Here is a 26478-nt window from a genome sequence, read left to right as displayed (position 1 = left end):
GTTATGCCCGCACCTGTCCCCTGCCGAAGACCACGAACTTGGTTGTGGTGAGTTCCGTTACCCCCATGGGACCGTAGGAATGCAGCTTGGACGTGCTGATACCTATTTCTGCTCCCAGACCGAGCTGACCGCCATCGTTGAACCGGGATGAGGCGTTTACCGCCACCATGGAGGCATCTACCTCCCGGACGAACTGCATGGCCCGGTTGTGGTCGCGCGTGCAGATGAGTTCTGTGTGGTTGGAGCCGTATGCGGCGATATGGTCCTGCGCCTCACGCATGGAATCGACCACCTTGACCAGCAGGATGAGGGCGTGAAATTCCGTTCCGGGGTCGTCTTCCCGCATGGGAACGGCGGTCTTGCCCAACAGGGGCAGGGAACGGGGACAGGCCCGGAATTCCACCCCGGCACCGCCGAGACGCTCTGCCACCATGGGGAGGAATGCCTGTGCCTCGTCCGCGTGTACCAGAAGCCCTTCCAGCGCGTTACACACACCGGGGCGGTGGGTCTTGGAATTCATGACCACCTCAAGGGCCTGCGCAAGGTCGGCTCCCTGATCGACGTAGGCGTGGCACACGCCTTCGTAGTGTTTCAGCACGGGCATGGTGGCCATCTGCACCACGTTGCGGATGAGCGATTCGCCCCCGCGGGGGATGATGACATCTATGTATTGCTCCAGTTTGCACATGGCCTCTATGGCGGCGCGGTCTGTGGTTTCCACCACCTGCACGGCGTGGCGGGGCAGGCCGGCTGCTTCCAGCGCCTCGTGCACCAGAGCGGCAAGCGCGAGATTGGAGTGGATGGCCTCGCTGCCGCCGCGCAGGATGACGGCGTTGCCCGCCTTGAGGCAGAGGATGCCCGAATCGACCGTGACGTTGGGACGGGATTCGTAAATCATGGCGATAACGCCGAGGGGGATGCGCATTTTGCCCACCAGAAGGCCGTTGGGGCGCTGCCATTGCGATTCCAGCGCGCCGACTGGGTCGGGCATGGCGGCTATCTGCCTGCAGGCCGAAGCCATTTCCGCAATGATGGCGGGAGTGAGGCGCAGGCGGTCCATGCGGGGGGCGTCCATCCCGCGCTGGCGGGCGGCTTCGAGGTCCAGTTCGTTGGCGGCGGTTATCTGAGCCTCGCGCTGCACGAGCAGGTCCGCCAGCCGTTCGAGGGCTTCGGACTTCATGGCCGGGGGGGCTGCACCGATGATTCTGGCGGCCTCTTTTGCTTTCTTCCCCATCTGCGTCATGTATGCCGAAATATCCATGAACCCTCCACCTTGTGTGTTGTTCGTAAGTATAATACATGATAATACCCGGTTGGCGGGGCTTGCGCAAGCATGCGCAATCGTGCATTCTGGGCTTCGCATTCTGCGAAAATCCGCTTTGCGGCGTACGATAGTTCCGAGCACGGACGCCGAAATCCCTTTTGACATTTTCGTAAGACCAGCTTACAAGTGAGTGCGTTTTTGTGCTGTGCGCAGCGCGAGTCAACTGTCATACGACACAATTTAGGAGAGAATACTGCATGTCGGAGAACAGGGAGTCTCATAAGGCCGGGTCCAAGGATTCCGTTAAAGCAACGGGAGCCGCACACTCTTCCAGTTCCGCAGGGCCTGTGGGCACGGCGGCGTTGGCGGGTTCTTCCTGCGCATCTGGTGCGCAGCCCGGTTGCAAAGGGGGCATGGCGCAGCCCGGCGGTGCCGGATTTATGGATGAATTGCAGCATGGTGTTTCCCGCGAGGCGCAGCCGCTGCTTACGTTTCTGACGGATAATTACAAGAAAATTCTTGTGGGAATAGGCGCTGTTCTGGTCATTGTGGCCGGATACGGCGCATATGAATACAGCAGCAGGAGTGCTATTGTCTCTGCCCGTACCGAACTGGGTGAGATACTGGTGAACCGAGACGGGCAGGCCAGGCTGGAGGCGTTGGAGGCTTTTGCCGCCAAGGCCCCCGTTGCCGTGCGCACGTCTGCGTTGTTTGAACTGGCCCGCCTGAGCCTTGAGGCCGGTGCGTATGACCGCGCAGGGGCCGCTTGGGATTCGCTGGTGGCCACCGCCACGGGAGATGCCGTATTCATTGCCCGTATGGGCAGGGCGCAGACGCTTGTGGCCGCCGGAAAGGCGGAAGAAGCGTTTGCAGCCATGGAGGCTGCGGAGGCGGCCGCGCCTGAGAGCTTTAAAAATATTGCACTGCTGCAGCTTGCGGTTGTCGCAGAGCAGGTTGGCAGGCTGGACCGGGCTATTGCCGCGTATGAAAGCCTGATGACGCAGGGTACCGACGGAGACAAGGAGATGTTTGCCCACAAGATTGCCGACCTTAAGGCGCGCAAGGGCTAGGCTCTATCCATCATCATGACCGGGCCGGGAATTCCGGCCCCTTCAGGAGTACAATCTACCATGGCGCATCCGATTCTGGCCGGAAATTCCGGTGAAAAACACCTGCTGCTCGGCAACGAGGCCATTGTGCGTGGCGCGTTGGAAGCGGGCGTGAATGTTGTTACCTGTTACCCGGGTACACCTTCTTCCGAAGTTCCCGACACGTTTCATCGTCTTAAGGACGGCAGCTACTATTTTGAATATTCCGTGAACGAAAAGGTGGCCATGGAAGTGGCTGCCGGAGCGGCGCTTGGCGGAGCCCTGACGTTGGTGACCATGAAGCACGTGGGCGTGAACGTGGCGGCGGACCCGCTGCTGACCATGACTTACACCGGTCTTCCCGGCGGATTGGTGCTGCTCTCTGCCGATGACCCGGGATGCCATTCCAGCCAGAACGAGCAGGATAACCGCTATTACGCCCGCATGGCGAATATGCCCTGTTTTGAGCCTTCCACAGCGCAGGAAGCCAAGGATATGGCCCGCGAGGCCCTGCTGCTTGCCCGCAAGACCCAGCAGCCTGTGATGCTGCGCACGACTACCCGCGTGAACCATCTGCGCGGCCCGGTTGTTTTTGACGAGCGGCCGAAGCCGGCGGAGATAGTGGAGTTTGCCCGTAATGTAAGGCGCTTTGTGCCTGTGCCCGCCGTGGCGCGCGCCCGGCACGTGGAACTGGCCAAGGCCATGGAAAATATCCGCGAGGTGGCGGAGAATTCTCCGTGGAACACCGTGCGCGGTACCGGCAGGGTGGGGATAATTGCTTCCGGCATTGCGCGGTCCTATCTTGCCGACGTGCTCGCCGAGCAGGGCTGGGAAGACAAGGTTTCTGTGCTGGATCTGGGTATGAGCTGGCCTTTGCCGCTTGCGCTTATTGAAGATTTTCTGCGCAACGTCACCAAGGTGATTGTGATTGAGGAGCTGGAACCCCTGTTGGAAAAGGATATCCGCGCGCTGGTGCAGGAGCGCGGACTTGGGTTGCAGGTGTATGGCAAGGGTGAGTACCTGACCATTCAGGGTGAATACACCACCACGGCTATTCAGATGGCGCTGGCGCAGCATCTGGAGGCTGAGCCTGTTTCTCCCGTCTGTTTTGAAGGAGATGCGGACCTGCCCGTGCGTCCGCCGAACCTGTGTGCGGGCTGCTCGCACCGGGCGGTCTATTACGTGGTGCGGCAGATATTTGGCGACGATGCCTACTATTCCAGCGACATCGGCTGCTACACGCTGGGGCTGCTGCCCCCGCTGCGGATGGCGGATTTTCTGTTCTGCATGGGTTCTTCCGTTTCTTCCGGCACCGGGTTCGCCCGTTCTTCCGGCAAGGACGTGGTGGCCTTTATCGGCGATTCCACCTTCTTCCACTCCGGCATCACCGGGCTGGTGAACGCGGTGTTCAACAAGCACGATGTGCTGGTAGTGGTGCTGGACAACGGCACGACTGCCATGACCGGGCATCAGCTTAACCCCGGCGTGGACGCCAAGGTGCTGGGCGATGCCTGTGTGCATCTGGACATAGAATCCATTGTGCGCGGGTGCGGCGTGACCGAAGTTGCCAAGGTGAAGCCTTTTAACCTGAAGGCCACCACCAAGGTATTTGAGGAAATGAAGGCCAAGTCCGGAGTGCGGGTTATCATTACCGAAGAACCTTGCATTCTGTATGCGCGGCGTGCGTTCAAGCTGGTGCGTCCGCAGGCTGCCTATGTGGCGGAGCAGGGGCCGGAGACGGACCGCGTGCTGAACGATTTTGCCTGTCCTGCCTTCTACCGTGACGATACGGGCGTGCAGGTGGATGAGTCTCTCTGTTCCGGCTGCATGGTGTGCATGCAGATCAGCAAGACCTTCAAAGCCCGCAAAAGGAGTGCCTAGATGGATCGCATCCGCATATTCATGACCGGCGTTGGCGGGCAGGGCACCCTTACCGCGACCACGCTGTTTGCCCGTGCCGCCCTTGAACAGGGACTGGACGTGGTTTCCGGCGAGATTCACGGTATGGCGCAGCGTGGCGGGGTGGTGGAATCTACCGTGCTGCTGGGCGGCTGGAAGAGCCCCAAGATAAGCCATGGTGAAGCCGATATCGTGCTTGGGTTCGAACCGCTGGAAACCCTGCGCGCGCTTCCCTATCTTGCCAAGGGCGGCAGTGTTATCAGCAATACTGAACCGTTGCCTCCCGTAGGCGTTTCATGCGGCAGGGAAAGCTATCCCTCCATGGAACACATATCGGAGCGGGTGAAGGGGTGTTCCGCCAAGTGTTGGTTCCTGCCGTGCAGGACACTGGGCGTACAGGCCGGGTCTGTGCAGGCGGGGAATATTGTGCTGCTTGGCGCGCTGTGCGCCTCCGGGTTGTCGCCGTTTGGCCCGCAGGCGCTGGAAACCGCAATCCGGAAATATCTGAAGCCTTCGCTGGTGGATATGAACCTTAAGGCTGTGGAGCTGGGAGTTCAGGCACTGGCCGGCTAGGAAAACACAAATTCTATGAGTGTAACCAATCTACAAGACGTCAGTCTGCAGCCGTATCTCGGTACGCTTCAGCGCATTGTTTCTGAAATGGGGCCTCAGCGCCCCTTTCAGTCCACTCTGAAGTCGCTTCTGAAAACGCTGGCGGAGAACCATGATTTTCAGCGTCCGCATCTGGTCATCTTTGACCCGGAAACGCGCACGCTCAAACTCAGCCTGACGCATACTCCCATTAAGCAGGCGCATGTGGAATACGAGCCGGGAGTGGGCGTGACAGGGCAGGTGTTCTCCACCGGCCAGCCGGTCATTGTGCCGCGCATGAAGGATCATCCGGCATTCCTTAACCGTGCTTTTGGACGGACTGAGGAGGAGCTGAAGTCGCTGGCATTCATCTGCGTGCCGGTGCTTGGGCCGGGCGAGGACGACGATTCGCGGGAGGTTATCGGCACGTTGAGTGTGGATACCCCCGTGAGCGAGATGCAGAAGCTGAACGGGCAGTCCAAGTTCCTTGCCGTGGTGGCGGGCATGATTGCCAACCACGCCGCCTACCTGCAGGAGGAAATGGCGAGGCAGAAGCATCTGATGTCGCAGGGGCTTATTGCGGGCGACAACGTGGAGACGGGATTTATTCCGCCCAACATCGTTGCCGCTTCCAAGGCCATGCGGCTGGTGCTGAACCAGACTGCGCAAGTCGGACCCAGCCGTGCCACCGCGCTGCTACGCGGGGAATCCGGCACGGGCAAGGAATTGCTCGCGGAGGCCATTCATCAGGCCAGCCCGCGCAGGGAGCAGCAGCTTATCAAGCTCAACTGCGCGGCTCTGCCATCCGAACTGGTGGAGAGCGAACTCTTCGGCTACCAGAAGGGCGCTTTTACCGGCGCAGTGCAGGACAAGAAGGGCCTTTTTGAACTGGCGAACAAGGGTACCCTGTTCCTTGACGAGGTGGGCGAGCTTAGTCCCACGGCGCAGGCAAAGGTGCTGCGTGCTATTCAGGAGCAGGAAATACAGCGCCTTGGCAGCGAAAAGACCATAACGGTTGATGTGCGGCTCATCTGCGCCACGCACCAGCCCCTTGAAGAGCTGGTGGAAAAGGGGCTGTTCCGCGAAGATTTGTACTACCGCATTAACGTTTTTCCGGTGTTCATTCCGCCGCTGCGGGAGCGGCGTGAGGATATTCTGCCGTTGGCGGAGCATTTCCTCAGTCTGTACGCCGAAGAGTATACCCGTGATATTAAACGGATATCTACTCCGGCCATTGACCTGTTCACGCAGTACCACTGGCCGGGTAACATCCGCGAATTGAAGAACTGCATTGAGCGGGCAGTGCTGGTGTGCGATGAGCACGTTATCCGCACGTACCATTTGCCGCCATCGTTGCAGACGGCGGAAAGCACGGCGACGGATTCCAACCTTTCCTTCTGCGAGGCGGTAGCCAAGTTTGAACAGGAACTGCTGGTGGATGCCCTGAAGAAGGCACGCGGCAACATGTTGCAGGCAGCCCGTGACCTGCGCGTGAGTTACCGTATTGTGAACTACAAGGTGAAGAAGTACGGGCTGGACGCCAAGAAGTTTGCCGTGGCTAAGGGCAGACCTCGCTAGCGTGTGGCTGGCCTCCTGTGTGCAGCCAGGGTGAGGCATTGAAGGACTAATTTGAGGGGCGGCGTTGTGATGACGCCGCCCTTTTTTTAGGTGTTGGGCGCAGGGGAGCCATCGGAAAGAGGGTGCTGCTGCGCTGAATGCCAGCCTATATGCCGAAGGCGCAGCCGTCTGCTCTGGGATCGCTGCCGCCTTCGTAGAACCCGTTGCCGTCCCGCAGGATGATCTGCCCGCGTCCGAAGAGTTTGCGCTCGAATCCCGACACCACCTGCACAGGATGCCGCATGGTTCCCAGAATTTCCGCCGCGTGTTCGGGCAGACCTTCTTCCAACGCCACGCTTCCGTCCGGTTGAACGCAGAAGCGGGGCTGGTCCAGAGCAGTCTGCGTATCGCATCCGTCATCCAGCATGGCGGAAAGCACCTGAATGTGCCCCTGCGGCTGCATGAAGCCGCCCATAACCCCCAGTGCGGCGTGCAGGGAACCGTCCGGCAGGGTGGTGAGGCAGGGGATGATGGTGTGATAGGGGCGTTTGGCGGGAGCGGCACAGTTTGGATGATCCGGGACCAGAGAGAAATTGCAGCCCCGGTTCTGGAGGGCGAAGCCGAGCCCGTACGGCACGATGCCGCTGCCGAAGTTGCCGTAGACGGAGTTGACCATGGAGACGGCGTTGCCGTCGCGGTCTGCAGCGCAGAACAGGACGGTATCGCTTCCGGTTTCCGGCGTGCCGTGCATGATGGCGGGGTTGCGGCGGTCCGGCAGGATGCGTTGGGCGCGCTGCGCCGTGTATTCCGGGGCGATGAGGGCAGACCAGAGGGATGCGTCTGCGTGGGCGGGGTCGCAGATGTAGCGGCGGGCATCGGCAAATGCCAGACGCAGGGCTTCGATCTGCCGGTGCAGTCGCTCCGGGGAGAGCGGCGCATGGGCAAGATGGTCCGTGTGGCTCAGAATGCCCAATGCAGAGAGGGCAACGATGCCCTGCCCGTTAGGCGGGCATTCATGAACCGTTACCCCGCCGTAGGCAAGCGACAGGGGGGTGACCCACTCAGCCGTGCATGCGGCGAGATCCTCTTCTTCCAGCACGCCGCCCGCTGCCTGCACTGCCTGCGCCATGCAACGGGCCGTTTCGCCTTCATAGAAGGCCTGCGGCCCCTTTTGGGCTATGGCGGAAAGGACGGCGGCAAGGTGCGGATTGCGTACGCGCTCTCCCGGCATGGGGGCCCGTGCGCCCGGAAGCAGGGCGGCGTGTGGGGCTGTTGCGCTATCGCCGGAGGCATGGGCGCGCAGGGCATCTGCATGGGACCACAGCTCGGAGGTGACCGGACCGATGCTGAATCCTTCTTCGGCAAGGCGGATGGCGGGCTGGAATACTGCCGTGCGCTCCAGTCTGCCGAAGCGTGCGTGCAGGGCGCACCACGCCGCCACGGCTCCCGGTGTGGTTACCGCCAGGCCGTGATGTTCCGGAATGTTTTCCCAGCCCTGTGCAAGCAGTGCATCCAGACCAAGGCGCGACGGGCTGCGCCCGGACCCGTTCAGGGCGTGGACGGTCTTGGTGGCGGCATGGTGGTACAGGACGAATGCATCGCCCCCGGGGCCGGTTGAACAAGGTTCCGTAACAGCCAGAACGGCGGCCGCAGCCACGGCGGCATCTGCAGCGGAACCGCCCTGCCGCAGCATGTGAAGGCCCGCTTCCACCGCAGAGGGTTGGGAAGCGGCGACCATGCCCCCTTCCGCATAGACGGGCGACCGGCGGGAGGAAAAGGCAAACGGGGCAAGGCGGCGTGAAGAACTGCTTATTCCGGGCATTGTGTTCCCTTTTGCACTGTGCAATCGCACAACATGAAGATTTTTTTGTCGAAATTTTCCGTTTTGGTATTGCGGCCTAATTTTTCTCAAGGTAACAGGATAGGCCAGACAATTTTCTGGAATCGGCGTGCGGTGCGCCGGTTGCTGTTTTTTTCCTACGGCAGCATGCTGCCACAAGCAACAGGTATCCGGTACGGTAATGCCAAAGAAAACAAAAGGGCAAACGCTGGTTTGCGTGTACCCGGACTGGTGCAAGGGATGCGGCCTGTGTGTCGCGTTCTGTCCGGGAAAGGTGCTGGAGATGAGCGTGCTGGGCAAGGCGGAGCCCGTGCGCGAAGAAGACTGCATCAATTGCGGATTCTGCGAATTGCACTGTCCCGATTTTGCCATCTCCATCCGTCCCAAGGAGAAGGGAGCTTCGTGCCCCACTTTTCCTTCCGGTCCCCCCACTGAAAGCGAGGTATGCTGATCATGCCCAATATGAACACGAGACGCAAAAGGGTAGAAGTGTTCGCGCAGGGGAACGAGGCCATTGCCGAAGGCGCGCTGCTTGCGGGCTGTTCTTTCTTCGGCGGCTATCCCATTACGCCGTCTACCGAGATTATGGAAGTGATGTCTCAGCGGCTTCCCCCTTCCGAGGACGGCGTGTTTATTCAGATGGAAGACGAGATTGCGAGCATGGGGGCCATTATCGGGGCATCCCTTGCGGGGCGCAAGGCCATGACGGCCACGTCCGGGCCGGGGTTCTCGCTGATGCAGGAGCATATTGGCTATGCCTGCATGGTGGAGGCTCCGCTGGTGGTGGTGAACGTCATGCGCGGCGGACCCAGCACGGGGCTGCCTACCAGCCCGGCGCAGGGAGACGTGCAGATGGCCCGCTGGGGCACCCACGGCGACCATTCCATCATTGTACTTTCCGCATCCACCGTGCAGGAGTGTCTGGAGATGACGGTGGTGGCCTTTAATATGGCGGAAAAATACCGCACGCCGGTCATTCTGCTGGTGGACGAGGTGACGGCCCACACCCGCGAAAAAATTACCATTCCTTATCGCGATGAGCTTGAGATACTCTCCCGCGTGACGCCTACGGTGCCGCCGGAATGGTTCAAGCCATTTGCCGAAGCCACCCGTGCCGTGCCCGCCATGGCTCCCATAGGTTCCGGCTACCGTATTCATGTGACAGGGCTTACCCATGACCAGATGGGTTTTCCCACCTCGCGGCCTGATGAAGTGAACGAGGCCATGAAGCGCATGTTCCGCAAGATTGACCAGTTCTACGGCGATATCATGATGGTGGACGAGTTCATGACCGATGACGCCGAGGTGGCGGTGCTTGCCTACGGCAGCGTGGCGCGGTCTGCCCGGTATGCCGTTGAGCAGGCACGCGCGCGGGGAGTGAAGGCGGGACTGCTGACCTTGAAGACCCTGTTCCCCTTCCCGCGACCTGCGGTGGAGAAGCTGTGCCGCCGGTGCAAGCATGTGCTGGTGCCGGAGATGAACATGGGCCAGATTTCCCGCGAGGTGAAGCGTGTGAACAACGGGTACACCCGTGTGCGGACGCTTAACCGTGTGGACGGGCAGATCATCACTCCTTCCGAAATCCTTAAAGCCATACTGTAGGTGCGCCATGGCGGATGTAACGCAACTCATTCATGAATACCTGCGGCACAACAAGAAGTTTCCGCATGTGTTCTGCCCGGGCTGCGGGCACGGTATTGTGCTCGGCTCCCTCATACGCAGTGTGCACGCCCTGCAACTGCCCAAGGACGACGTGGTGGTGGTGGCGGGCATAGGCTGCTCGGGCCGTATGGCCGTGTATGTGGATTTTAACACCGTGCATACCACGCACGGCAGGGCGTTGACCTTTGCCACCGGCATCAAGATGGCCAACCCCCGGCTTAAGGTCATATGCGTCATGGGAGACGGCGATGCCCTGTCCATAGGGGGCAACCATCTCATTCACGCTGCCCGCAGGAATATAGGCGTGACAGCCCTCGTTCTGAACAACATGATCTACGGCATGACCGGAGGGCAGTGTTCCCCGGCCACGCCGCAGGGCAACACGTCCATGACCACCCCCCACGGCTCGCTGGAGCAGCCCTTTGACGCGGTGGAGCTTGTATCCGCCGCCGGAGCGAATTATGTGGCACGGGGCACGTCTTTTCACGCTAACATGCTGGACAGGCTGATAACAGACGCGATTCAGCACCCCGGTTTTTCCATGGTGGAAGCGCTTTCTCCGTGTCCCACCCAGTACGGGCGCAAGAACAAGTTCCGTGACGCGGTGTCTATGTATGAATGGCTGAAGAAGAACACCGTGAAACTGGAAAATCGCAAGGAAGATGACACCCGGATTCCCATAGGCGTGTTCCGTGCGTTGGACAGGCCCGGTCTGGAAGACCGGTATGCGGAGCTTAAGGCCTCGTTGCGGGCAAAGGGGCGTGCGTGATGAAGAAACTTCAGCAGATTGAGCGATTTGAAGTGCGCCTTTCCGGCACGGGCGGGCAGGGCCTGATAACCCTTGGCAGGATGCTGGGCTATGCTCTGGCCATAGGCCACGGGTATCATGTTACCCAGACCCAGAGTTACGGGCCTGAGGCGCGCGGCGGTTCCAGCCGGGCGGACGTGGTGGTGAGCAGCAAGCCCATCAGCTATCCCAAGACGGAGAATCTGGACCTGCTGGTGGCGCTTTCGCAACAGGCCTGCAACACGTATTATCACTACATGAAGCGTTCCGGCATTCTGCTTGTGGATACGACACTGGTGCAGCAGCCGCCCACCAACGTGTTTCTGGGATTGCCGTTTACCGAGCTTGCCACCAAGAAGATAGGGAATCCGCTGACGCTGAATACACTGGTTCTGGGGGCGGTGACACATCTGCTGCCCTTTGCGGAACCGCGTACCATGCGGACGGCCTTGGTGGAAAACCTGCCGGCCAAGATTCATGAGGTAAACCTGAAGGCATTTAACCTTGGCCTTAAGCAGGCGCGGCAGCAGTTTGGTGAAACACCCGGACTCTGGCAGGCGGCAGAGGCGCAGGCGGAGGCTGAAGCGGATTTTTCTGACTAACGGGCCGGCGTTTGCCTGTTATGGCGAGAACAGCTTGTATGGCACACAGTTGTTATGCCAGCCAGTTGTTATGTCGGGCAGATTGCCTGTGCAAGCGGCCGGCACGCAGTGCGGACAGCAGGCAGTGTTTGCCCGCAGGCTTTCCGGTCTGTTATTTGCTGACAGCCGGGACATGAGACGTACGGCATGGTGTTTGACGGAGGCGGAGGCAAGGGACTCCGCCTCCGTTATTTTAGACGGCGTGGCTCTTGCCATGTGCAGGGTGGCATAGTACCTGTGCCGCAAACGTTGTGCCGAAAGGGTTGCCGCATGCAAATGCTGTGGGATCCGGCACGGAAGAGGAGCAGTATGAGCACGACAGTGGATGAATTGACGGTGAACTACGAGGAAGACGGCAGACTCGTGGTGGAGGAACTGGACAAGGTGGTGCTTACCAAGGGAGCGTGGGCCACTGTGATGTTCCGCTACAGGCAGTGGGATAATAAGCTGGACGACTATGGACCGGATAAGTACGTCATCCGCCGCTATCAGAAGTATGAGGGGGAGTACCGGGCCAAGTCCAAGTTCAATATTTCCAGCGTGGATCAGGCGAAAAAGATTATTGAGACCTTGCAGATGTGGGTGAAGGATACGGAGTAGTCCGTCTCTGCGGTCCCGCTTCGGGCCGGGTACGTAAAATACCCCCGGAAGGCATGTTGTAACTGCTTCCGGGGGTGTTTTTTGTTCAGGCAGAAGAGGTGTGGGCTGTCAGATATCTATGTTGGCGAACATGCCCAGCAGGTATTCGTTCAGGTTGGTCTGGTTGCCTGCCGTGTGCACGCGCATGGGGTATTGTTCCGCAATGCGCAGAGACATGAAGTACTGCATGAGAATGTCGTCCGTCACGCTGATGCGTCTTCCGGTACGGATTTGCTGCGCGAATTGCTGTTCCAGCATGCGCCGGCCTTCGAACATGACCAGATCTGAGCGGATGATTGCCATATGTGCCACTCCCCATGGTTACAGCTATACTGTAAGACGTGCAGGAGGAAAAGGAAACCCGTGAAATCTGTTTTTTGTGGCTACCGCACGGACCGGGCGGAAAAAGCTACACAGAAGAGGTTGTATCTGTCGTCGAAAGACGGCTCCACATTGTAGTTGTAGACGGGAGCCAGATCGATAACCACGCGTAGTTTCTTATCCTTGCCGTTGTACCCCGTGCGGACCTGTTTGATGAGCGAGCCCTTGATTTCGTATGTCGACTGGCCTTTCCATTCCGCGATGGCCGGGATGTCGAAGAACACGCGGGGGTTGGCCTCATCGTCAATGGTCTGAAGGTCGGGCACGCGCGGGTTACTGAAATCCATGCAGAACAACTCCACGTCGCCGTCCTTGGTGACGCCCATGTTCTTTACGGTCGCGGGGGTGAGCTTTTTCTCTTCCTTCTTTCCCTTTTCGGCAGAAACGGAAAAAGGCATCAGGGCAAGGCAGAGGACTGTAAGCAATATGGCTGTCAGACGCATGGCGTGGCGTGGCTCCGTTGAAGGTGACTGAGTATAGTATGATGCAATACGGCGGGAAATGCAAAGAGCTTTCCGCTATTCCGGCAGGAGCATGGCTACGGCGCACGCTCCGGGACCGCTGTGGCAGCCCAGAACGGGTGACGCCTGCATTATGTACAAAGGGTCGGTGCCGAATTGCCTGCGGATACGCTCCGCATAGCGATGGGCTACTTCTTCCACGTTTACGTGGGTAACGGCGAACATGGGGGTGCCTTTACCGTGGGCAGCCGCATCCCGTTCCAGCAGCGCGAAGAGGCGGTCTTCGCATCGTTTGGGGCCAATGGCCTTGGCTACGGCGGAAACTTGGCCCTGCTGGCGGGAATTGAACTCCAGAACAGGCTTTACGTTCAGCAGGCGCGCCAGCATGCCCTGACTGCGGCTCATTCTGCCGCCGCGTACCGCAAAATCCAGTGTGTTCATGGAGACGAAGACACGCACGTTCTGCGCGTCCTTGCGGGCAAGGTGTACGATTTCTTCCGCGCTCATGCCCAGACGGGCGCGCTGCGCCGCCTGCAATGTCACCATCCCGAGTCCGCCGGTGAGGGTGCCGGTATCCAGACTTTCCAGTGAAGGCCATACGGAGCAACCCACCGCGCGGGAGGATTGCAGCGTGCCGCTGTACATGCCCATGACATGCAGGGCGGCTACTTCCCGGAAGGAAGCGCGCATCTCTTCATAGAGGAGCAGAAAGTCGGCGGGGACGGGCTGTGAGGTTCTGGCTGAGGCAGACCCGGCAAGGCGTGTATTGAATTCTTCCGTGCTTATGGTGACTTTGTCCACGAACTCTTCCTCATTGAGGAAAAGGCGCAGGGGGGCAACCCGGATGCCGTATTCGTCCAGCAGGTTCTGTGGCAGGTCGCAGGTGGAATCTGTGAGGATGCCAGTGCGCTGCAGCGCAGTTTGCGGGATGACCTGTGCGGAGACGGTTTCTTCCAGCAGGTTGCGGTGCTGTTCGAGCATGTTTTCAGCCTTGCGGCAACTGACGGAACCGTAGCGTGAGGCGATGGTGAAGACGGTTTCCGGTTCGTTGGTGTGCACATGGATGCGCACGTTGTCCGCCCCGCCCGCAACGATGAGGCTGTCGCCCAGCGGGGCGAGGAGGGTGCGCAGGGCGTCTCTGTCTATGGGGGCTGTTCCGGTTGCCGCGATGAGGCACTCTGTGCAGTAGAGGTATTCCAGTGAATCTACGGCAACGCGGTCCTGCACCGGAGTGGTGTGCTGACCGGAGGAGGGGGAACGCAGGGCAGGGGCTGCGGAGTCGCGCAGGGACCCTTTTTCTGTGAATTCGACAATGCCTTCCAGCAGGTAGACGAATCCGAGGCCCCCGGCATCCACCACATTGGCGGATTTAAGAGCGGCAAGCTTGCCCGTGGTGCTGCGCACGGATTCTTTGGCGCGCTCCAGCGAATCGTGCAGCAGGTCGTGGAAATTCTGGTAGGAGTGGCAGTTCTGCTTCAGGTGGGTGGCCCAGTCGTTGATGACGGAAAGGATGGTGCCGTCTCTGGGGTCGGAAATAGCCTCGCGGGCGCGGCTTGCCGCTGTGGCTGCGGCCTGCGCGAAATCGCTGGGAGAAATGCGCCGCAGGTCTTTGACGCCTTCTGAAAAACCGCACAGGAACTGCGCGAGAATGACCCCGGAGTTGCCGCGTGCGCTCATGAGGGCCGACTGGGCGATGATGCCGCTCATCTTGCCTATGGAATGCTCTATGGACTGGGCGGAACGGCTGACAATGCTGCGCATGGTGCCTGCCATGTTGCTTCCGGTATCGCCATCCGGCACGGGGAAGACGTTTATGTCGTTGAGGTGGCCGTGGTGCTCCACCAGCCGCCGGGTGGCGGCTTCAATGACACGTTTGAACCGTTTGCCGTCGAGATACTGTATCCTGTTGGGGCTCTGTTTCAAGGCGTGATCCTTATGGGATGGCGCTTATGGCTGATGATGAATCCGTCCGCAGCGGCACAGCAGCGGCAGGGCTTGTATAAAGAAGATGACGCGGCTGTGCAAGGTGTGCGTTTGCATAGTGGAAAATGCTTGTGCGGCACGGTGAGCGGCGTGATTGTTGCGGCCACTTGCGGCCAGCGTTAGTTGGTTACAGCCCGTTGGAGCCCGTTGGAGTTTGCAGGGTCAGTTATTTGTGGACGGGCGGACATAGCGGACGGTGAGGAAGAGCATGGCAAGCGCAACGCAGGCACCGGCAAGGTATACGGCAGTGAGTCCGCCCACCCAGAACATGAGGGTGAAGAGTATGGGCGCGATGGTCTGGGCAAGGCGCAGGACGGTGCCGTTGACGGACATGACGACTGCCCGGTGTTCTGTAGCGGCAAGGCCGGTGAGCAGGGTGGTGAGGTTGGGAAAGTTGAACCCCTGAGCAAGCCCGAAGGCGAAAACGGGGAAAAGCAGCCACCAGAATTGCGGGGTGAACGGAATGAGCACCATGGAAACGAAATAGAGAATGTGGCCTATGCACAGCATGGTGCGTTCGCTGAGCCAGCGGGTGAGCTTGCCGATGCACGCCGCGGCAAGGGCCGTGGCAAGGGAGGATGCGCCGAAGAGTCCGCCAATGGCAGAGGGGGGCATGGTAAAGCGCGTGTCTGCCAGCACGGGAAAGAATGTGACGATGGGGCCGTAGAGGATGGAAAAGGTGAGCAGAGTTATGGTGAACAGGGCCATGGCCTGCGGGCTTTTGATGATGGAGAGCGCGGACTGGAAGTAGCTGCGCAGGCTCTGGGTGGAATCCGGTTCCGGGATATCCAGCCAGGTGATGACCGCGTAGCACAACGGGAGCGCCAGCAGCGGCATGAAGAAGGGCCAGTGCCACCCCAGTTCACCCAGCAGGCCGCCGAGCATGGGGAATATGGCTGTGCCCATGCCCAGAACTCCGGCGTTGTAGCCCATGATGCGGGTGCGGTCCGGTCCGGTATAGAGATCGGCTATGATGGTGGTGTAGAGCACGCCAAGCGGGGCGGCCCCGATACCCTGAACAAAGCGTAGTGCGATGAGCGTGGTCAGATTTTCTGCAAAGCCGCAGGCACTGCCTGCAAGTCCGAAGATGAGCAGGCCGGGAACGAGAAGGCGTTTGCGGCCCAGCCTGTCTGCCAGTATGCCTGCCACGGGAGCGAGAAACACCCCCGGAAGGGTGAAGGCGGTGAGTATCAGCCCCATGGATTCTATGGGGGCATCCAGTTCTCTTGCCAGCATGGGGAGCACGGGCATGATGCTGGAAACGCCCATGACAACCATGAGAGTGATGCCGAAGATGATGAAAAGAGTGCGGTTGAAGCTGATGACGGGCAATGGCGGCTCGCAGGGTAGTTGTTTGGTGCCTTGGAGTTACTAGTGTGGCGCGGCGCGGCAGTCAAGGGTTTGGAAGGATTCGTTTCCCGGAGTGGTCTGAGCGAAGCGGTTGCTATCGGCAGGCGGACACGATATGAAGACATTGCTGCATGGTGTGCGCTGCTGCATTGCCGTGCGTTCCGTTTTTCAGTTTTTCCTACCACCCGAGCCCCCGATGCGCGCACCGGCGTGGCGTTTCCGGGATTATGGTCCCGCGAACTGCCTATGTATCCGGGTGCGCCCGCATGGAGATAGTATGAGTGATGAGAAGCGAATCCGCTGCCCCTACTGCCAGAAAGTGTTCAAGCTGAAGGTGAAGCCCATTCGGGATGACCAGAAGAAGCTGAACCTGCAGTGCCCCTACTGCAAGGAAAGTCTGGCGATTACCCGTGAGATGATAGCTTCGTCTCAGTCCTGATTTTTCAGCATGTTGCCGGCATGCAAGATGGCGGCAGCAAACCATGAGCGTCGGGAGCGCGTCTGGCCTTTCAGCGGGTTCCGCGATTTATGAGGACAAGCTGTCGAGGGCGGCGTTCAGAGCACTTTCTGTGAGCGAAAACATTTCTTCGCTGTGGTCGTAGCCTGCAAGATGCAGGATGCCGTGAGCAAGCAGGCGGATGGCGTGTTCGGATATGTCCTGTCCGTAGAGATGGGCCTCGCGGACGGTGGTTTCCAGCGACAGAGCGAGCCAGCCTATGTGGCAGTTTGCCCGTGCGTCCGCCTGGCCGGAGGCTGCGTCCGTTCCGGCGGAATAGAGTGTTCCGGCCAAAGTATTCGGACTTTCAGGGCTTGAGATTTTCCAACCGGTTGCATGTGCCGATATGTCGGCATGTGCAGCCGGTTCGTCTTTTTCTTCGGTGCCCACCGGGAATGACAGGATGTTTGTGGGGCCGTGACAGCCCAGAAAGGCACTGTTCAGTTCCGCTATTTCTGCATCATCCACCAGATTGATATCCAGCGAAGCCCCGTCGTGGCCGATGTGGGTGCAGATGACCGCTGCGGCCGCGCGGAGTTCGCGCGTGCAGAGGGGCAGCATCCATGTGATACCCGGTGTTTTGGCTATCCGTATCATGATTGACCCGGCCTTCAGCTTCCGGCGGTAAAGAGTGCGGCGGGGCGCAACCCTGTTTTGCTACGTACGGGCGAAACAGGACGGGGCTTTTCCTGCTTTGCCTCATGCACATGCGTTGTGCCGCGTCCTGCTGATTTGCTGCCGGAGAGTTTGCTCCGGTTCATGCCCGCAGGAGTTGCGCCTGCGTCTGCCGCGGCATCCGGTTGGGGGTCGGGCTGGGTTTCGTGCTGCTTGGATTCTCCCTTCTTGCCGCCATTCTTGTCCTTGCGGTCGTCCGGGTATTCAATGCGCCGATGGAAAATGCCCGTGAGAATGCGGTGGAAGCTTTCCGTCAGCGTATGCAGGTCGCGGAGCGTGAGTTCCGATTCGTCGAGCTGACCTTCAGCAAAAATGGATTTGACTATGGAGTCTATGTGCCCCCGGATGCGGCTTGGGGTGGGGTCTGCCAGTACGCGGCTGGATGCCTCTACGGCGTCTGCCAACATGACAATGGCTGCCTCTCTGGTCTGCGGCTTGGGACCGGGGTAGCTGTAGTCTTCTTCACGCGGGTTGTCGCCGTTTTCTTTGGCTTTGTTGAAAAAGAAGCGGATGAGCGAGGTGCCGTGGTGCTGGGCGATGATGTCTGCGATTTCGTCACCCAGTCTGTGCTTGCGGGCCATTTCCACACCGCGCTTTACATGGGTGCTTATGACCAGCGTGCTCATGGAGGGGGCTATCTTGTCGTGCGGGTTTTTGGCGCGGCCTTGGTTTTCGATAAAGTATTCGGGTTTGGCCAGTTTGCCCATGTCGTGATAGAGCGCGGCGACTTTGCATAGCAGGCTGTTGGCTCCCACGGCTTTGGCTCCCGCCTCCACCATGTTGGCCACGATGAGGGAATGGTGGTAGGTGCCGGGGGCTTCCAGCATGAGGCGTTGCAGCATGGGCTGTTCCAGATTCATCAGTTCCATGAGCCGGAAGCGGGTGGTGTAGCTGAAGACGATTTCTATGAGTGGGCTGATGGCGAAGAGGACCAGCAGGGAGAGCAGGCCGTTAGCGCCCACGTACAGGCAGCCTGTCCATATCTGGGTGCTTTCCATTTGCTGCAGAAGCGCAACGCCGAACCATGTGGCCAGCAGGCCCATGGTGTGCGGGAAAACGCTGAGGGCAATATCTGTGCGGGTCTGGGCCCGTTTGACCAGCAGAACGTACCACATGGAGCCTATGAAGTAGAACAGGAAGAGCCAGATGGTGCCGCCTGTCATCATGCTGCACATGAAGGACAGGATGAGGGCCGCGACACTGCACCGCTTGAAGCCGAAGACCATGGCTACAAGCCCGAGCCCGCCTGAGACGGGGAAGAGCAGGGGGAGCAGCTCGGTCCGTACGTTGGGGGTCTGGTCGGTAAAGGAGCCGTGAGCCAGCATGAGCATTTTTGCACCGACGGCGAAGAGCAGCACCAGCAGGCCCATGAAATAGAGATCTTTATTCTTAACATCGGAAATGCGTTGGCCCGGTTTGGCAAAGGCCAGCCCGCCGCCCAGCAGCAGGGTGGTGATGAACAGGCCGGTTATGCGCATGGGGAAGATGGTCTGGGGCTTGTGGCTGAGCAGAGCCTGCAGTTGCAGTTGGTCTTCTTCCGTCACCTTTTGCCCCTGACGGACGATGATCTGGCCTTTCTTGATCTGGTAATAGACGGGGGGAACGGAATCCAGCGCAAGCTGCATACGCTGGGTGGAAGCTTCTCTGTTCAGTGTGAGCGTGGGGGCGATGAGAGGCGTGGTAAGTGCCGTGACCGAACGGCGTATGCGCAGGGAAAGTTTTAGGTCGTCTTTGATGTGTTCAGCAAGGGCGGTGCGGATATCTTCAATATCCGGAATGCCTTGCAGCTCCGTGCGCAGTGTTTCGGTTTCCGTCATCAGGTCGCGGACCATGATGCCGTGCCGGTACTGTTGCAGCAGGGATTTATCCGTTACCACGCCTTCGCTGAGCCGGAAGGACAGCCACGGCAGGATTTTGGTGCGCATGACGGTCTGAAAGGCTTCTCTGCGCCAGTCTTCCATGGTTTGCGGTGTGATTTCGGCGTTCAGCGTTTCGGAAATGAGCCAGCGCAGGTGCTCCTGATCGGCCTCATCTTTATCCGGTGACGTCAGTGCCTCGAACAGGTCGGCCACCCGGGCGTGCATCTGGTCCAGTGGTTCCTGGCTGAGGTCGAAGACGGGGGGTTGCACCTCGGCCACCTGCTTGCGCTTGGCAAGGGTGGAGGGCTGGTCTTCCAGCAGGAGGTCCTGATCGGCGGTTACGTCCTGCGTGGCTATCTCTCCCGCTACGAAAAGCTGGAGTTGCGGGCGCAGGTGCAGACCGCCCATGACGGATATGCCCGCAAGCACCAGCACGATAAAGATAAGCCCGAACACGGGGCGACCGGATTTTTTCGGCTTTCTGCGCCTGAAGAGGGGCAACAGGGCCATCAGGCGCGACAGTTTGCCGTCGCTAGCCGTTTTTGGCTGATTCTGTTTGGTTACGCTCATATGCCTGTACGATCCGGCCTACCAGAGGGTGGCGGATCACGTCGTCTTCATGGAAGGTGAGAAACCGGATTCCCTTGACACCGTCGAGGATGCGCGCAGCATCCACCAGCCCGGACCGTTGCAGGTTCCTGCCCCTCTCGCCTGCGGGCAGGTCTATCTGGGTGATGTCTCCCGTTATGACAGCCCGCGAGCCGAAGCCGAGGCGGGTGAGAAACATCTTCATCTGTTCCGGGGTCGTGTTCTGCGCCTCATCAAGGATAATGAAGGCATCATTGAGGGTTCTTCCGCGCATGAAGGCGAGAGGAGCGATTTCTATGACGCCGGTTTCCAGCATCTCCGAAACCTTTTCGAAGTCCAGCATGTCGTGCAGGGCATCATACAATGGACGGAGGTAGGGATTTACCTTTTCCACCATGTCACCGGGCAGGAATCCCAGCTTTTCACCGGCTTCCACGGCGGGGCGGGTGAGTATGATGCGCTTGACCTGCTTGGAAAGCAGTTTGGAAAGGGCCATGGCAACCGCAAGATAGGTTTTTCCCGTGCCTGCCGGACCGACGGCGAAGACCATGTCGTGATCCCGCAGGGCGGACACGTAGTCGCGCTGGCTCAGGGTTTTGGGGGTGATGGTCTTTTTGGGGGAGGCGACAAACACCGCCTCTTTGAAGATGGCCTTGAGGTCTGTGCCCGGCTCCCGCGAGAGCATGCCGTAAGCATAGACCACATCTCGCGGGTAGAGCGGATTGCCGGATTTGAGCAGGCCGTAGAGCTGCGTCATAAGATTGAGCACGGTGTTCAGTTCGGTTGCGTCGGCGCAGGTGGCGGAAAGGGTTGCGCCCTTTGTGTGCAGCGCCACGCCGCTTTTCTCCGAAATGAGGGCCAGATTGCTGTTCTGAGGGCCGAACAGGTCGTTGGCCAACCGTGCGTCATCGAATTCCAGCTTTCTGGTGATGGTCTGTTCTGTCATATAATTTCAATGCCTTGCGGCAAAAAGCTGTCTTGGGAAAATATGGGTGTGCAGACGCTACCCTTTTTCGGTCACAGCGTCCAATACTTTGCTCGTTGCGCAACAGTCTGTCAATATTAGTAAAAGTCTAGAGATGGCATTGGTTTGAAGAGGTGAGGCAATATCTGTTCGTTGGTACGGATGCTGCAAGGGAATTGCCAGTCGGAAGACTCTGCCGCGCATGGCAGATTGCAGGGAGGAACGGACATGTATACCACAAGCATAGAAAAGCTGGACGGCATAGCCTACAGCGGACTGCGTACAGACAACAAGGCCGCTGATTCGGCAACCGCAAAAGAGACTGCTGCCGAACGGACCGCTGCGCGCCGCGCCACCATGTACACCGGGAGCAACACCATGGCGGGTATTGCCCGGCAGGTGGAGGCGGCCCTTGCCAACGTGCAGCCGGACAGTAACGGGCGCATTACTTTTCAGCAGGTGGCGGACCACAAGAAGAAGCTGGAAAATGATTTTGCGGAAGAAGTAAAGAAGGACCTGCGCGCGCTGGGGGTGGATGAGGATATCGAATTCCGCCTTGTTTCCGTGAGTGGTGGCGGTATATCCGTTCTGTCCGACCATAAGGACGCAGCCATGGTGGAGCGGTATTTCAAGGCCAACCCGGAGATGGTGGAGCGCTTCAACCAGATTGAGACGCTCGGCAACTTTGACCGGGCGCGGCAGTTCCAGAACAGGCCCATTACGGACATGCGCCGCGAAATACAGATGCAGGGCGTGGAGGTGTTTATGAGTGCCGCGCAGGGCAACGGCATGTCGCTGGCCTCTGAACTGATGGATTTTTCCGCATCAGGCTATTCTGCGGGTATGTTCGGGCTTAACCTCACGGTGTAGCATGCGTTTTGACAAAAGATAGACGGGGCGGCCTTGTGGCTGCCCCGTTTTTGCATGTACTGCCATGTACTGCCCTTGTCTTTTCATGATGTTGCTGTCATGAATGCGCCCATGCGCACGCTTCAGATAATCAATGTCCGCTGGTTCAACGCTACGGCGTGGTACGGGCTCTACCTCGCCACGCTGCTCCGCAATGCCGGGCACGATACTCGCGTTCTTGTGCTGGAGGGCACAGCAAGCGCCGCAAAGGCGCGGGAGTGGGGGGCCGATGTTGTTCCCATGGACCTGAACGCGGCCAATCCGCTGCGCCTTGCCCGGACCTATGCTGCCATGCACCGGCTTGTGCGTGAGTTCCGGCCCCATGTGGTGAACTGCCACAGAGGGGAAGGGTTTCTGCTCTGGGGCATCCTGAAGCGGCAGATGGCGGGGGAAGCTGGCGGGTTCCGGCTTGTGCGTACCCGGGGCGATCAGCGTCTTCCGAAAAACAACGCGGCTAACCGCTGGCTGCACGGCAGCGTGGCGGATGCGGTGGTGGCCACCAACAGCGTTATGGCCCGCCATTTTACCGATGTGCTCGGGGTGTCGCCCGAAAGGGTGCATACCATTCTCGGCGGTGTGGACGCCCGGCGCTTCCGGTTTGATGAAGCAGGCAGAACGCGTGTGCGGGCGGAATTCGGCTACGATGACGGGCATTTTGTGGTTGGTCTGCTCGGGCGGTTTGACGAGGTGAAGGGGCAGCGCGAAACCATTGAGGCTGTGGCCGAACTGTACCACGGGCAGGGGCTGCGGCACCTGCGGCTGCTGTTGCTGGGGTTTGACAGTGCGACCCCGCAGGCGGAGGTGGAAGGCTGGATACGCCGCTACAAGTTGCAGGACATTGCCGCAATATCCGGCAGGCGTGATGATGTGGTTGCCTGCCTTTCCGCGCTGGATGCCGGGGTGGTCGCTTCCAAGTGGTCCGAGACCATTGCCCGCGCCGCGCTGGAGATCATGTCCTGCCACAGGCCGCTGGTTTCCACGTCTGTGGGGGTTATGCCCGACCTGCTGGATGGGGAGGCCCTTTTTCCGCCTGCGGATGTGCCCGCCCTTGCAGAGGCTGTGCGCCGTCTGGCGACCGAACCGGAATACCGTACCACATTGCTTGCCGGTCAGCAGCCGCGCATCCGCTCGCTGAGCGGCGACGATTTTCTCGGGCGCACCCTCGCCCTGTACAACAGCATTCTCTGAAAGGTTCTTCACATATGATCAATTTTGCCAGCGACAACGCATCCGGCGTGCATCCGCGAGTACTGGAAGCCCTTGGCCGCGCCAACAGCGGCTTTGCCCGCGCCTACGGTGATGACCCCTTTACGCAGGAGGCGGACGATGCTTTCCGCAGGATTTTCGGCGATAATATTGCGGTATTTTATGTGGTGAACGGCACAGGGGCCAACGTGCTTGCGCTGAAGAGCCTTACCCGGTCGTACCATGCGGTGGTGTGCGCGCAGATGGCGCATATTAATGTGGACGAGACAGGTGCCCCGGAAGCGCAGGCAGGCTGCAAGCTGTTGCCGCTGGTTTCCGCCAACGGCAAGATAACTCCTGAGCAGGTGCGTCCGCTGCTTGCCGCCAAGGGGGTGGTGCACCACAACCAGCCCAAGGGTATTTCCATTACGCAGGCAACGGAGTTTGGAGAGGTGTACACTCCGCAGGAGGTGCGTGCCCTTGCAGATCTTGCCCATGAGAATGGCATGTTCCTGCATATGGACGGCGCGCGCCTTGCCAATGCCGCAGCCTCGCTCGGGGGGGACGTGAATGCCTTTACCCGCGATGCGGGTGTGGACGTGCTTTCTTTTGGCGGTACCAAGAACGGGATGATGTTCGGCGAGGCGGTGGTTTTTTTCCGGGCCGGAGAACGCAGGGACGCCGTTGCGGATTTTCCCTACCTGCGCAAACAGAATCTGCAACTCTTTTCCAAAATGCGCTACGCCTCGTGCCAGTTCGCAGAAATGCTGCGCGACGGGCTGTGGCTGGAGAACGCGGCCCATGCCAATGCCATGGCCACGCGGCTGGCGGAAGGACTGGCGGCACTGCCCCATGTGCGGCTTGCCAACAGGGTGCAGGCCAACGAGGTGTTTGCCTGTATGCAGCCCGGGCATATTGCCGCGCTGCAGGAGCATTTCTATTTCTATGTGTGGGACGAAGCGGCGCATCTGGTGCGTCTTGTCTGCTCCTTCGACACCACGGAGGAAGAGGTGGACGCCTTTCTGAACATGCTGGGCGCACTGGCCTGATGATAGCCCGGCGTTGGCCTAACGTTACCTGATACCTGATGTTGTTCTGACTTGCGAGCGGGCCGAAGGTGTCTTCAGATGCGCATGGATGCGTACAGCCCCGCCAGCCACGGGCGGGAGTACAGATGGAGACGGAGCGAGAGCCACGCGCCGGATTTGTCCTTGGCCTTGAACCGGTGGATATGCTCTGCCTGTCCCGCCGGATTGGACCCCATGGCGGTGGTGAAAAACACCGTGTAGCCCACTTCTTTGGCAATGCGCAGTGCCAGCGGCGAAAAGGCCCCCCACGGCCAGCAGAGTGCGTTTTCCGGTCTGCCGAGTTTCCGTTCCAGCAATTCTTTTGATTCGGCCAGTTCGCGCCGTATGGCGTGCTCCATGGTCCGGTCATCTTCATAACCGCCCAGATACTCCGGTGCGAATCCGCGTACCAGCGCGGCAAGCCGTTCTTCATTGGCCGGGTCTTTAAAAAAGGCGAAGGCGGCGTCCTTATCCTGCGGCACCAGCGCGCGGACGGCTTCCGTGAGTGCCGCAGAGGGGACGAACGCCCTGTTGGCAAGGCGGGGGCGCGCCTTGAAGCGGGGCAGCCCCCACACGACTTCGGCGTCCACGCGGTCAAAGGTGCGGGTGCGTTTTTCCGGTTTATGGAACCCGTCATATTCCGGGCTGACGAACACGGTACGGTGCCACATGGAGTGTGAGGCCACGCGCATGATGCCGCTCTGTTCCATGGCCCGTGCTTCGTTCCAGTTCAGGAACATATCCTGCCGTTCTTCAAATCCCAGCCTGTGCGGGACGTAGGGGGCATCCACCCGGGGGAGAGCATCGGGCATGCACCGACCGTTCCGGACATCGGCCATGGTGGGGCGCACGTCACCTGCCGTTTCCAGTTTGCCCGCTACCGCAAACACCGTGCCTTTGTGGCCGTATTGTTCCAGAATGGGCAGGGCGTGAACGTGGTTGTCCAGAAATCCGTCGTCAAAGGTAATGAGCACGGATTTGGGCGGCAGGGGCGTGCCGCGCAGGAAAAAGGCTTCTGCCTCTTCCAGTCCCACTCCGCGCCAGCCGCCGCGCCGCATGGTCCGGCAGTGCTCCTCGAACCGTTCGGGCGAGACGGCGATGGGGTTATTCCAGCAGGAAATGTAATGGTACATCAGTACCGGAAGGGATAGGCTCATGAATAACTTGAGGGGGTGGCAGGTTGACTATGAATTATGGTGCGTTATGTTAGCATTCGAAAATGCAGAACGCTTGTCTGTACATGTTCGCGGCGTAGTACCGCCAGTCGTCTTACTGAGGAGAGCTATACGAGATGGGTGTTGAATACAAGGATTATTACAAGCTTCTGGGCGTTTCCAAAAGCTCATCCAAAGACGATATCGCCAAGGCATTCAAGAAGTTGGCCCGTCAGTACCATCCTGACCTGAATCCGAACAACAAGGGATCGGAAGCCAAGTTCAAGGAGATTAACGAGGCGTATGAAGTTCTGAAGGATGATGAAAAGCGGAAGCTCTATGACCAGTTGGGCCCTAACTGGCAGCACGGGCAGAACTTTCAGCGTCCGCCCGGATTTGAGAACGCGCATTTTGATTTTCAGGGCGGAGGCGATTTCAGCGACTTCTTTGAAACCATTTTCGGCGGGGGCGGGTATCGCCGCGCCGGTGGCGGCTTCGGGGCGGACCCGTTCGGCGGCTATTCGTCCGGTCGCCCGCGCCGTGGCAGGGATGTGGAGGCCACACTCAGCCTTTCGCTTGAAGAAGCCTTTGCCGGTGGCAGAAAGGCTGTGACCATTCAGGATTCCGGACCCGGCGGAACCAAGACGCTGGAAGTGAATATTCCCGCAGGCATCAAGGATGGCGCCAAGATTCGCCTTTCCGGGCAGGGGGATAAGGGGATGGGCGGCGGACCCGCCGGGGACCTGTATCTTAAGGTGGCTATTCTTCCGCACCACCGCTTCCAGCTTGACGGGGTGAACGTGGTGCTGGATCTGCCGCTGGCACCGTGGGAGGCCGTGCTGGGAGCTACCGTGCGCGTTCCCACGCTGGACGGAGATATAGAACTGAACATACCCCCCGGCACGGGCAGCGGGCGCAGATTGCGGTTGCGCGGCAAGGGGCTTGGGCCTGTATCCGCACGGGGCGACCAGTACGTGCGTATTGTGGTTAAGGTGCCTGATTCGCTTACGGAAAAGGAGCGTGCACTGTGGGAAGACCTGCGTGATGCCTCTCCGTTCAAGGCGCGTGAATACTAGCCCGGTTTCCTGCGGAGGTTGCTGATGGATAAATACCGCTACGAAGAAGATTTGCCCATTCAGTCTGAGTATATTGCCTGGGCTGAATTTCTGGAGCTGACCGCCGTGCATCCCACAAGGCTTGGCGAACTGCTGGAGCTTGGCTGGCTTAATCCGGCACGCACGGGACAGCAGGAATATCTTTTCACCCGTAAGGACGTGTACCGTTTACGCAAGCTGGAACGTATCTGCACTGACTTTACCCTTTCCGCGCTGGGCGGCTCCATTATTGTGGACCTGCTGGAGCGGATAGACCAGCTTGAACGCAAGGTGCAGGAACTGGAATTGTTGCTCAGGGAGTAACCGTACAGCCGCATTTGCGG

Annotated in this window: 25 protein-coding genes; 15 read left to right on the top strand and 10 right to left on the bottom strand. The window is 59.5% G+C overall.

Annotated elements, in window-relative coordinates; genetic code table 11:
* Nucleotide 1: 1 nt before the first annotated feature.
* Nucleotides 2-1261, bottom strand: a complete 1260-nt coding sequence (locus tag HUV26_RS01645) for a glutamate-5-semialdehyde dehydrogenase (protein WP_174408348.1) — start codon at nucleotides 1259-1261, stop codon at nucleotides 2-4.
* Between the two features lie 260 nt (nucleotides 1262-1521).
* Here HUV26_RS01645 and HUV26_RS01640 point away from each other — a divergent pair, with 260 nt between their 5' ends.
* Genes HUV26_RS01640 through HUV26_RS01625 form a run of 4 tightly spaced genes read left to right on the top strand, consistent with a single transcriptional unit; the run spans nucleotide 1522 to nucleotide 6420 of the window.
* Nucleotides 1522-2334, top strand: a complete 813-nt coding sequence (locus HUV26_RS01640) for a tetratricopeptide repeat protein (protein ID WP_174408347.1) — start codon at nucleotides 1522-1524, stop codon at nucleotides 2332-2334.
* 60 nt (nucleotides 2335-2394) lie between these two features.
* Nucleotides 2395-4233 (top strand): indolepyruvate ferredoxin oxidoreductase subunit alpha, encoded by a 1839-nt coding sequence (gene iorA, locus HUV26_RS01635; RefSeq protein ID WP_174408346.1) that lies wholly within the window; start codon nucleotides 2395-2397, stop codon nucleotides 4231-4233.
* Nucleotides 4234-4824 (top strand): indolepyruvate oxidoreductase subunit beta, encoded by a 591-nt coding sequence (locus tag HUV26_RS01630; RefSeq protein ID WP_174408345.1) that lies wholly within the window; start codon nucleotides 4234-4236, stop codon nucleotides 4822-4824.
* 15 nt (nucleotides 4825-4839) lie between these two features.
* The gene (locus HUV26_RS01625) at nucleotides 4840-6420 is read left to right on the top strand and encodes a sigma-54-dependent Fis family transcriptional regulator (protein ID WP_174408344.1); all 1581 of its coding nucleotides are present in this window, start codon (nucleotides 4840-4842) and stop codon (nucleotides 6418-6420) included.
* Nucleotides 6421-6565: 145 nt separating this feature from the next.
* On the opposite strand, the gene HUV26_RS01620 is transcribed toward HUV26_RS01625, so the two are convergent.
* Nucleotides 6566-8221: a gamma-glutamyltransferase family protein gene (locus tag HUV26_RS01620; RefSeq protein ID WP_174408343.1), complete on the bottom strand. Its 1656-nt coding sequence runs from the start codon at nucleotides 8219-8221 to the stop codon at nucleotides 6566-6568.
* A gap of 199 nt (nucleotides 8222-8420) precedes the next feature.
* On the opposite strand from HUV26_RS01620, the gene HUV26_RS01615 reads away from it, so the two are divergent.
* The 5 genes from HUV26_RS01615 (at nucleotide 8421) to HUV26_RS01595 (ending at nucleotide 11929) form a co-directional block, all read left to right on the top strand.
* A complete protein-coding gene (locus tag HUV26_RS01615; protein WP_174408342.1) occupies nucleotides 8421-8690 on the top strand; it encodes a 4Fe-4S dicluster domain-containing protein in 270 nt (89 codons plus the stop codon).
* A gap of 2 nt (nucleotides 8691-8692) precedes the next feature.
* A complete protein-coding gene (locus HUV26_RS01610; protein ID WP_373869043.1) occupies nucleotides 8693-9841 on the top strand; it encodes a 2-oxoacid:acceptor oxidoreductase subunit alpha in 1149 nt (382 codons plus the stop codon).
* 7 nt (nucleotides 9842-9848) lie between these two features.
* A complete protein-coding gene (locus HUV26_RS01605) occupies nucleotides 9849-10670 on the top strand; it encodes a 2-oxoacid:ferredoxin oxidoreductase subunit beta (RefSeq protein ID WP_174408341.1) in 822 nt (273 codons plus the stop codon).
* On the top strand, nucleotides 10670-11290 hold the full coding sequence (locus HUV26_RS01600) for a 2-oxoacid:acceptor oxidoreductase family protein (RefSeq protein ID WP_174408594.1): 621 nt from the start codon (nucleotides 10670-10672) through the stop codon (nucleotides 11288-11290). Before HUV26_RS01605 ends, HUV26_RS01600 begins: the two co-directional genes overlap by 1 nt.
* A 348-nt stretch (nucleotides 11291-11638) precedes the next feature.
* Nucleotides 11639-11929: a hypothetical protein gene (locus HUV26_RS01595; RefSeq protein ID WP_174408340.1), complete on the top strand. Its 291-nt coding sequence runs from the start codon at nucleotides 11639-11641 to the stop codon at nucleotides 11927-11929.
* Nucleotides 11930-12037: 108 nt separating this feature from the next.
* Here HUV26_RS01595 and HUV26_RS01590 read toward each other — a convergent pair whose 3' ends face one another.
* The 4 genes from HUV26_RS01590 to HUV26_RS01575 form a co-directional block, all read right to left on the bottom strand.
* A complete protein-coding gene (locus tag HUV26_RS01590) occupies nucleotides 12038-12271 on the bottom strand; it encodes a hypothetical protein (protein ID WP_174408339.1) in 234 nt (77 codons plus the stop codon).
* An 80-nt stretch (nucleotides 12272-12351) separates the two neighbouring features.
* Nucleotides 12352-12792, bottom strand: coding sequence for an AMIN domain-containing protein (locus tag HUV26_RS01585; protein WP_174408338.1), 441 nt, complete (start codon nucleotides 12790-12792; stop codon nucleotides 12352-12354).
* Nucleotides 12793-12867: 75 nt separating this feature from the next.
* Nucleotides 12868-14733: a DegV family protein gene (locus HUV26_RS01580; RefSeq protein WP_174408337.1), complete on the bottom strand. Its 1866-nt coding sequence runs from the start codon at nucleotides 14731-14733 to the stop codon at nucleotides 12868-12870.
* A gap of 222 nt (nucleotides 14734-14955) precedes the next feature.
* Nucleotides 14956-16125, bottom strand: coding sequence for an MFS transporter (locus tag HUV26_RS01575; RefSeq protein ID WP_243451211.1), 1170 nt, complete (start codon nucleotides 16123-16125; stop codon nucleotides 14956-14958).
* A gap of 295 nt (nucleotides 16126-16420) precedes the next feature.
* On the opposite strand from HUV26_RS01575, the gene HUV26_RS01570 reads away from it, so the two are divergent.
* Nucleotides 16421-16582: a hypothetical protein gene (locus tag HUV26_RS01570; RefSeq protein WP_174408336.1), complete on the top strand. Its 162-nt coding sequence runs from the start codon at nucleotides 16421-16423 to the stop codon at nucleotides 16580-16582.
* A gap of 87 nt (nucleotides 16583-16669) precedes the next feature.
* Here the strand turns inward: HUV26_RS01570 and ybeY are convergent, their stop codons facing one another.
* From ybeY to HUV26_RS01555, 3 genes are read right to left on the bottom strand one after another with little or no spacing between them, the layout of a single operon-like run.
* Nucleotides 16670-17236 carry an rRNA maturation RNase YbeY gene (ybeY, locus tag HUV26_RS01565; protein ID WP_174408335.1) on the bottom strand — a complete coding sequence of 189 codons (567 nt, stop codon included), beginning with the start codon at nucleotides 17234-17236 and terminating at the stop codon, nucleotides 16670-16672.
* 14 nt (nucleotides 17237-17250) lie between these two features.
* Nucleotides 17251-19743, bottom strand: coding sequence for an HD family phosphohydrolase (locus tag HUV26_RS01560; protein WP_174408334.1), 2493 nt, complete (start codon nucleotides 19741-19743; stop codon nucleotides 17251-17253).
* Nucleotides 19706-20707 carry a PhoH family protein gene (locus HUV26_RS01555; RefSeq protein ID WP_174408333.1) on the bottom strand — a complete coding sequence of 334 codons (1002 nt, stop codon included), beginning with the start codon at nucleotides 20705-20707 and terminating at the stop codon, nucleotides 19706-19708. The genes HUV26_RS01560 and HUV26_RS01555 overlap by 38 nt, the downstream gene beginning before the upstream one ends.
* 246 nt (nucleotides 20708-20953) lie before the next feature.
* On the opposite strand from HUV26_RS01555, the gene HUV26_RS01550 reads away from it, so the two are divergent.
* The 3 genes from HUV26_RS01550 (at nucleotide 20954) to HUV26_RS01540 (ending at nucleotide 23868) form a co-directional block, all read left to right on the top strand.
* A complete protein-coding gene (locus HUV26_RS01550; protein ID WP_174408332.1) occupies nucleotides 20954-21595 on the top strand; it encodes a hypothetical protein in 642 nt (213 codons plus the stop codon).
* A gap of 111 nt (nucleotides 21596-21706) precedes the next feature.
* Nucleotides 21707-22822 carry a glycosyltransferase gene (locus HUV26_RS01545; RefSeq protein ID WP_174408331.1) on the top strand — a complete coding sequence of 372 codons (1116 nt, stop codon included), beginning with the start codon at nucleotides 21707-21709 and terminating at the stop codon, nucleotides 22820-22822.
* 14 nt (nucleotides 22823-22836) lie between these two features.
* Entirely contained in the window at nucleotides 22837-23868 is a 1032-nt protein-coding gene (locus HUV26_RS01540) for a threonine aldolase family protein (protein ID WP_174408330.1), read from the top strand.
* Nucleotides 23869-23942: 74 nt separating this feature from the next.
* Here the strand turns inward: HUV26_RS01540 and HUV26_RS01535 are convergent, their stop codons facing one another.
* The gene (locus HUV26_RS01535; RefSeq protein ID WP_174408329.1) at nucleotides 23943-25043 is read right to left on the bottom strand and encodes a polysaccharide deacetylase family protein; all 1101 of its coding nucleotides are present in this window, start codon (nucleotides 25041-25043) and stop codon (nucleotides 23943-23945) included.
* Between the two features lie 134 nt (nucleotides 25044-25177).
* Between HUV26_RS01535 and HUV26_RS01530 the strand changes: the two genes are divergently transcribed.
* Nucleotides 25178-26116 carry a DnaJ C-terminal domain-containing protein gene (locus HUV26_RS01530; protein WP_174408328.1) on the top strand — a complete coding sequence of 313 codons (939 nt, stop codon included), beginning with the start codon at nucleotides 25178-25180 and terminating at the stop codon, nucleotides 26114-26116.
* A 24-nt stretch (nucleotides 26117-26140) separates the two neighbouring features.
* The gene (locus HUV26_RS01525; RefSeq protein ID WP_174408327.1) at nucleotides 26141-26458 is read left to right on the top strand and encodes a chaperone modulator CbpM; all 318 of its coding nucleotides are present in this window, start codon (nucleotides 26141-26143) and stop codon (nucleotides 26456-26458) included.
* Nucleotides 26459-26478: the final 20 nt, after the last annotated feature.

Source organism: Desulfovibrio psychrotolerans (assembly GCF_013340305.1).
GTDB lineage: Bacteria > Desulfobacterota > Desulfovibrionia > Desulfovibrionales > Desulfovibrionaceae > Halodesulfovibrio > Halodesulfovibrio psychrotolerans.
Note: the sequence above shows the minus strand (reverse complement) of the source record. Positions and strands in the feature narration are given on the sequence as shown.

Coding starts and splice junctions, on each gene's coding strand:
- HUV26_RS01645 (WP_174408348.1), bottom strand. CDS start 1,261: ATGGATATTTCGGCATACATGACGCAGATGGGGAAGAAAGCAAAAGAG.
- HUV26_RS01640 (WP_174408347.1), top strand. CDS start 1,522: ATGTCGGAGAACAGGGAGTCTCATAAGGCCGGGTCCAAGGATTCCGTT.
- iorA (WP_174408346.1), top strand. CDS start 2,395: ATGGCGCATCCGATTCTGGCCGGAAATTCCGGTGAAAAACACCTGCTG.
- HUV26_RS01630 (WP_174408345.1), top strand. CDS start 4,234: ATGGATCGCATCCGCATATTCATGACCGGCGTTGGCGGGCAGGGCACC.
- HUV26_RS01625 (WP_174408344.1), top strand. CDS start 4,840: ATGAGTGTAACCAATCTACAAGACGTCAGTCTGCAGCCGTATCTCGGT.
- HUV26_RS01620 (WP_174408343.1), bottom strand. CDS start 8,221: ATGCCCGGAATAAGCAGTTCTTCACGCCGCCTTGCCCCGTTTGCCTTT.
- HUV26_RS01615 (WP_174408342.1), top strand. CDS start 8,421: ATGCCAAAGAAAACAAAAGGGCAAACGCTGGTTTGCGTGTACCCGGAC.
- HUV26_RS01610 (WP_373869043.1), top strand. CDS start 8,693: ATGCCCAATATGAACACGAGACGCAAAAGGGTAGAAGTGTTCGCGCAG.
- HUV26_RS01605 (WP_174408341.1), top strand. CDS start 9,849: ATGGCGGATGTAACGCAACTCATTCATGAATACCTGCGGCACAACAAG.
- HUV26_RS01600 (WP_174408594.1), top strand. CDS start 10,670: ATGAAGAAACTTCAGCAGATTGAGCGATTTGAAGTGCGCCTTTCCGGC.
- HUV26_RS01595 (WP_174408340.1), top strand. CDS start 11,639: ATGAGCACGACAGTGGATGAATTGACGGTGAACTACGAGGAAGACGGC.
- HUV26_RS01590 (WP_174408339.1), bottom strand. CDS start 12,271: ATGGCAATCATCCGCTCAGATCTGGTCATGTTCGAAGGCCGGCGCATG.
- HUV26_RS01585 (WP_174408338.1), bottom strand. CDS start 12,792: ATGCGTCTGACAGCCATATTGCTTACAGTCCTCTGCCTTGCCCTGATG.
- HUV26_RS01570 (WP_174408336.1), top strand. CDS start 16,421: ATGAGTGATGAGAAGCGAATCCGCTGCCCCTACTGCCAGAAAGTGTTC.
- ybeY (WP_174408335.1), bottom strand. CDS start 17,236: ATGATACGGATAGCCAAAACACCGGGTATCACATGGATGCTGCCCCTC.
- HUV26_RS01560 (WP_174408334.1), bottom strand. CDS start 19,743: ATGAGCGTAACCAAACAGAATCAGCCAAAAACGGCTAGCGACGGCAAA.
- HUV26_RS01555 (WP_174408333.1), bottom strand. CDS start 20,707: ATGACAGAACAGACCATCACCAGAAAGCTGGAATTCGATGACGCACGG.
- HUV26_RS01550 (WP_174408332.1), top strand. CDS start 20,954: ATGTATACCACAAGCATAGAAAAGCTGGACGGCATAGCCTACAGCGGA.
- HUV26_RS01545 (WP_174408331.1), top strand. CDS start 21,707: ATGCGCACGCTTCAGATAATCAATGTCCGCTGGTTCAACGCTACGGCG.
- HUV26_RS01540 (WP_174408330.1), top strand. CDS start 22,837: ATGATCAATTTTGCCAGCGACAACGCATCCGGCGTGCATCCGCGAGTA.
- HUV26_RS01535 (WP_174408329.1), bottom strand. CDS start 25,043: ATGAGCCTATCCCTTCCGGTACTGATGTACCATTACATTTCCTGCTGG.
- HUV26_RS01530 (WP_174408328.1), top strand. CDS start 25,178: ATGGGTGTTGAATACAAGGATTATTACAAGCTTCTGGGCGTTTCCAAA.
- HUV26_RS01525 (WP_174408327.1), top strand. CDS start 26,141: ATGGATAAATACCGCTACGAAGAAGATTTGCCCATTCAGTCTGAGTAT.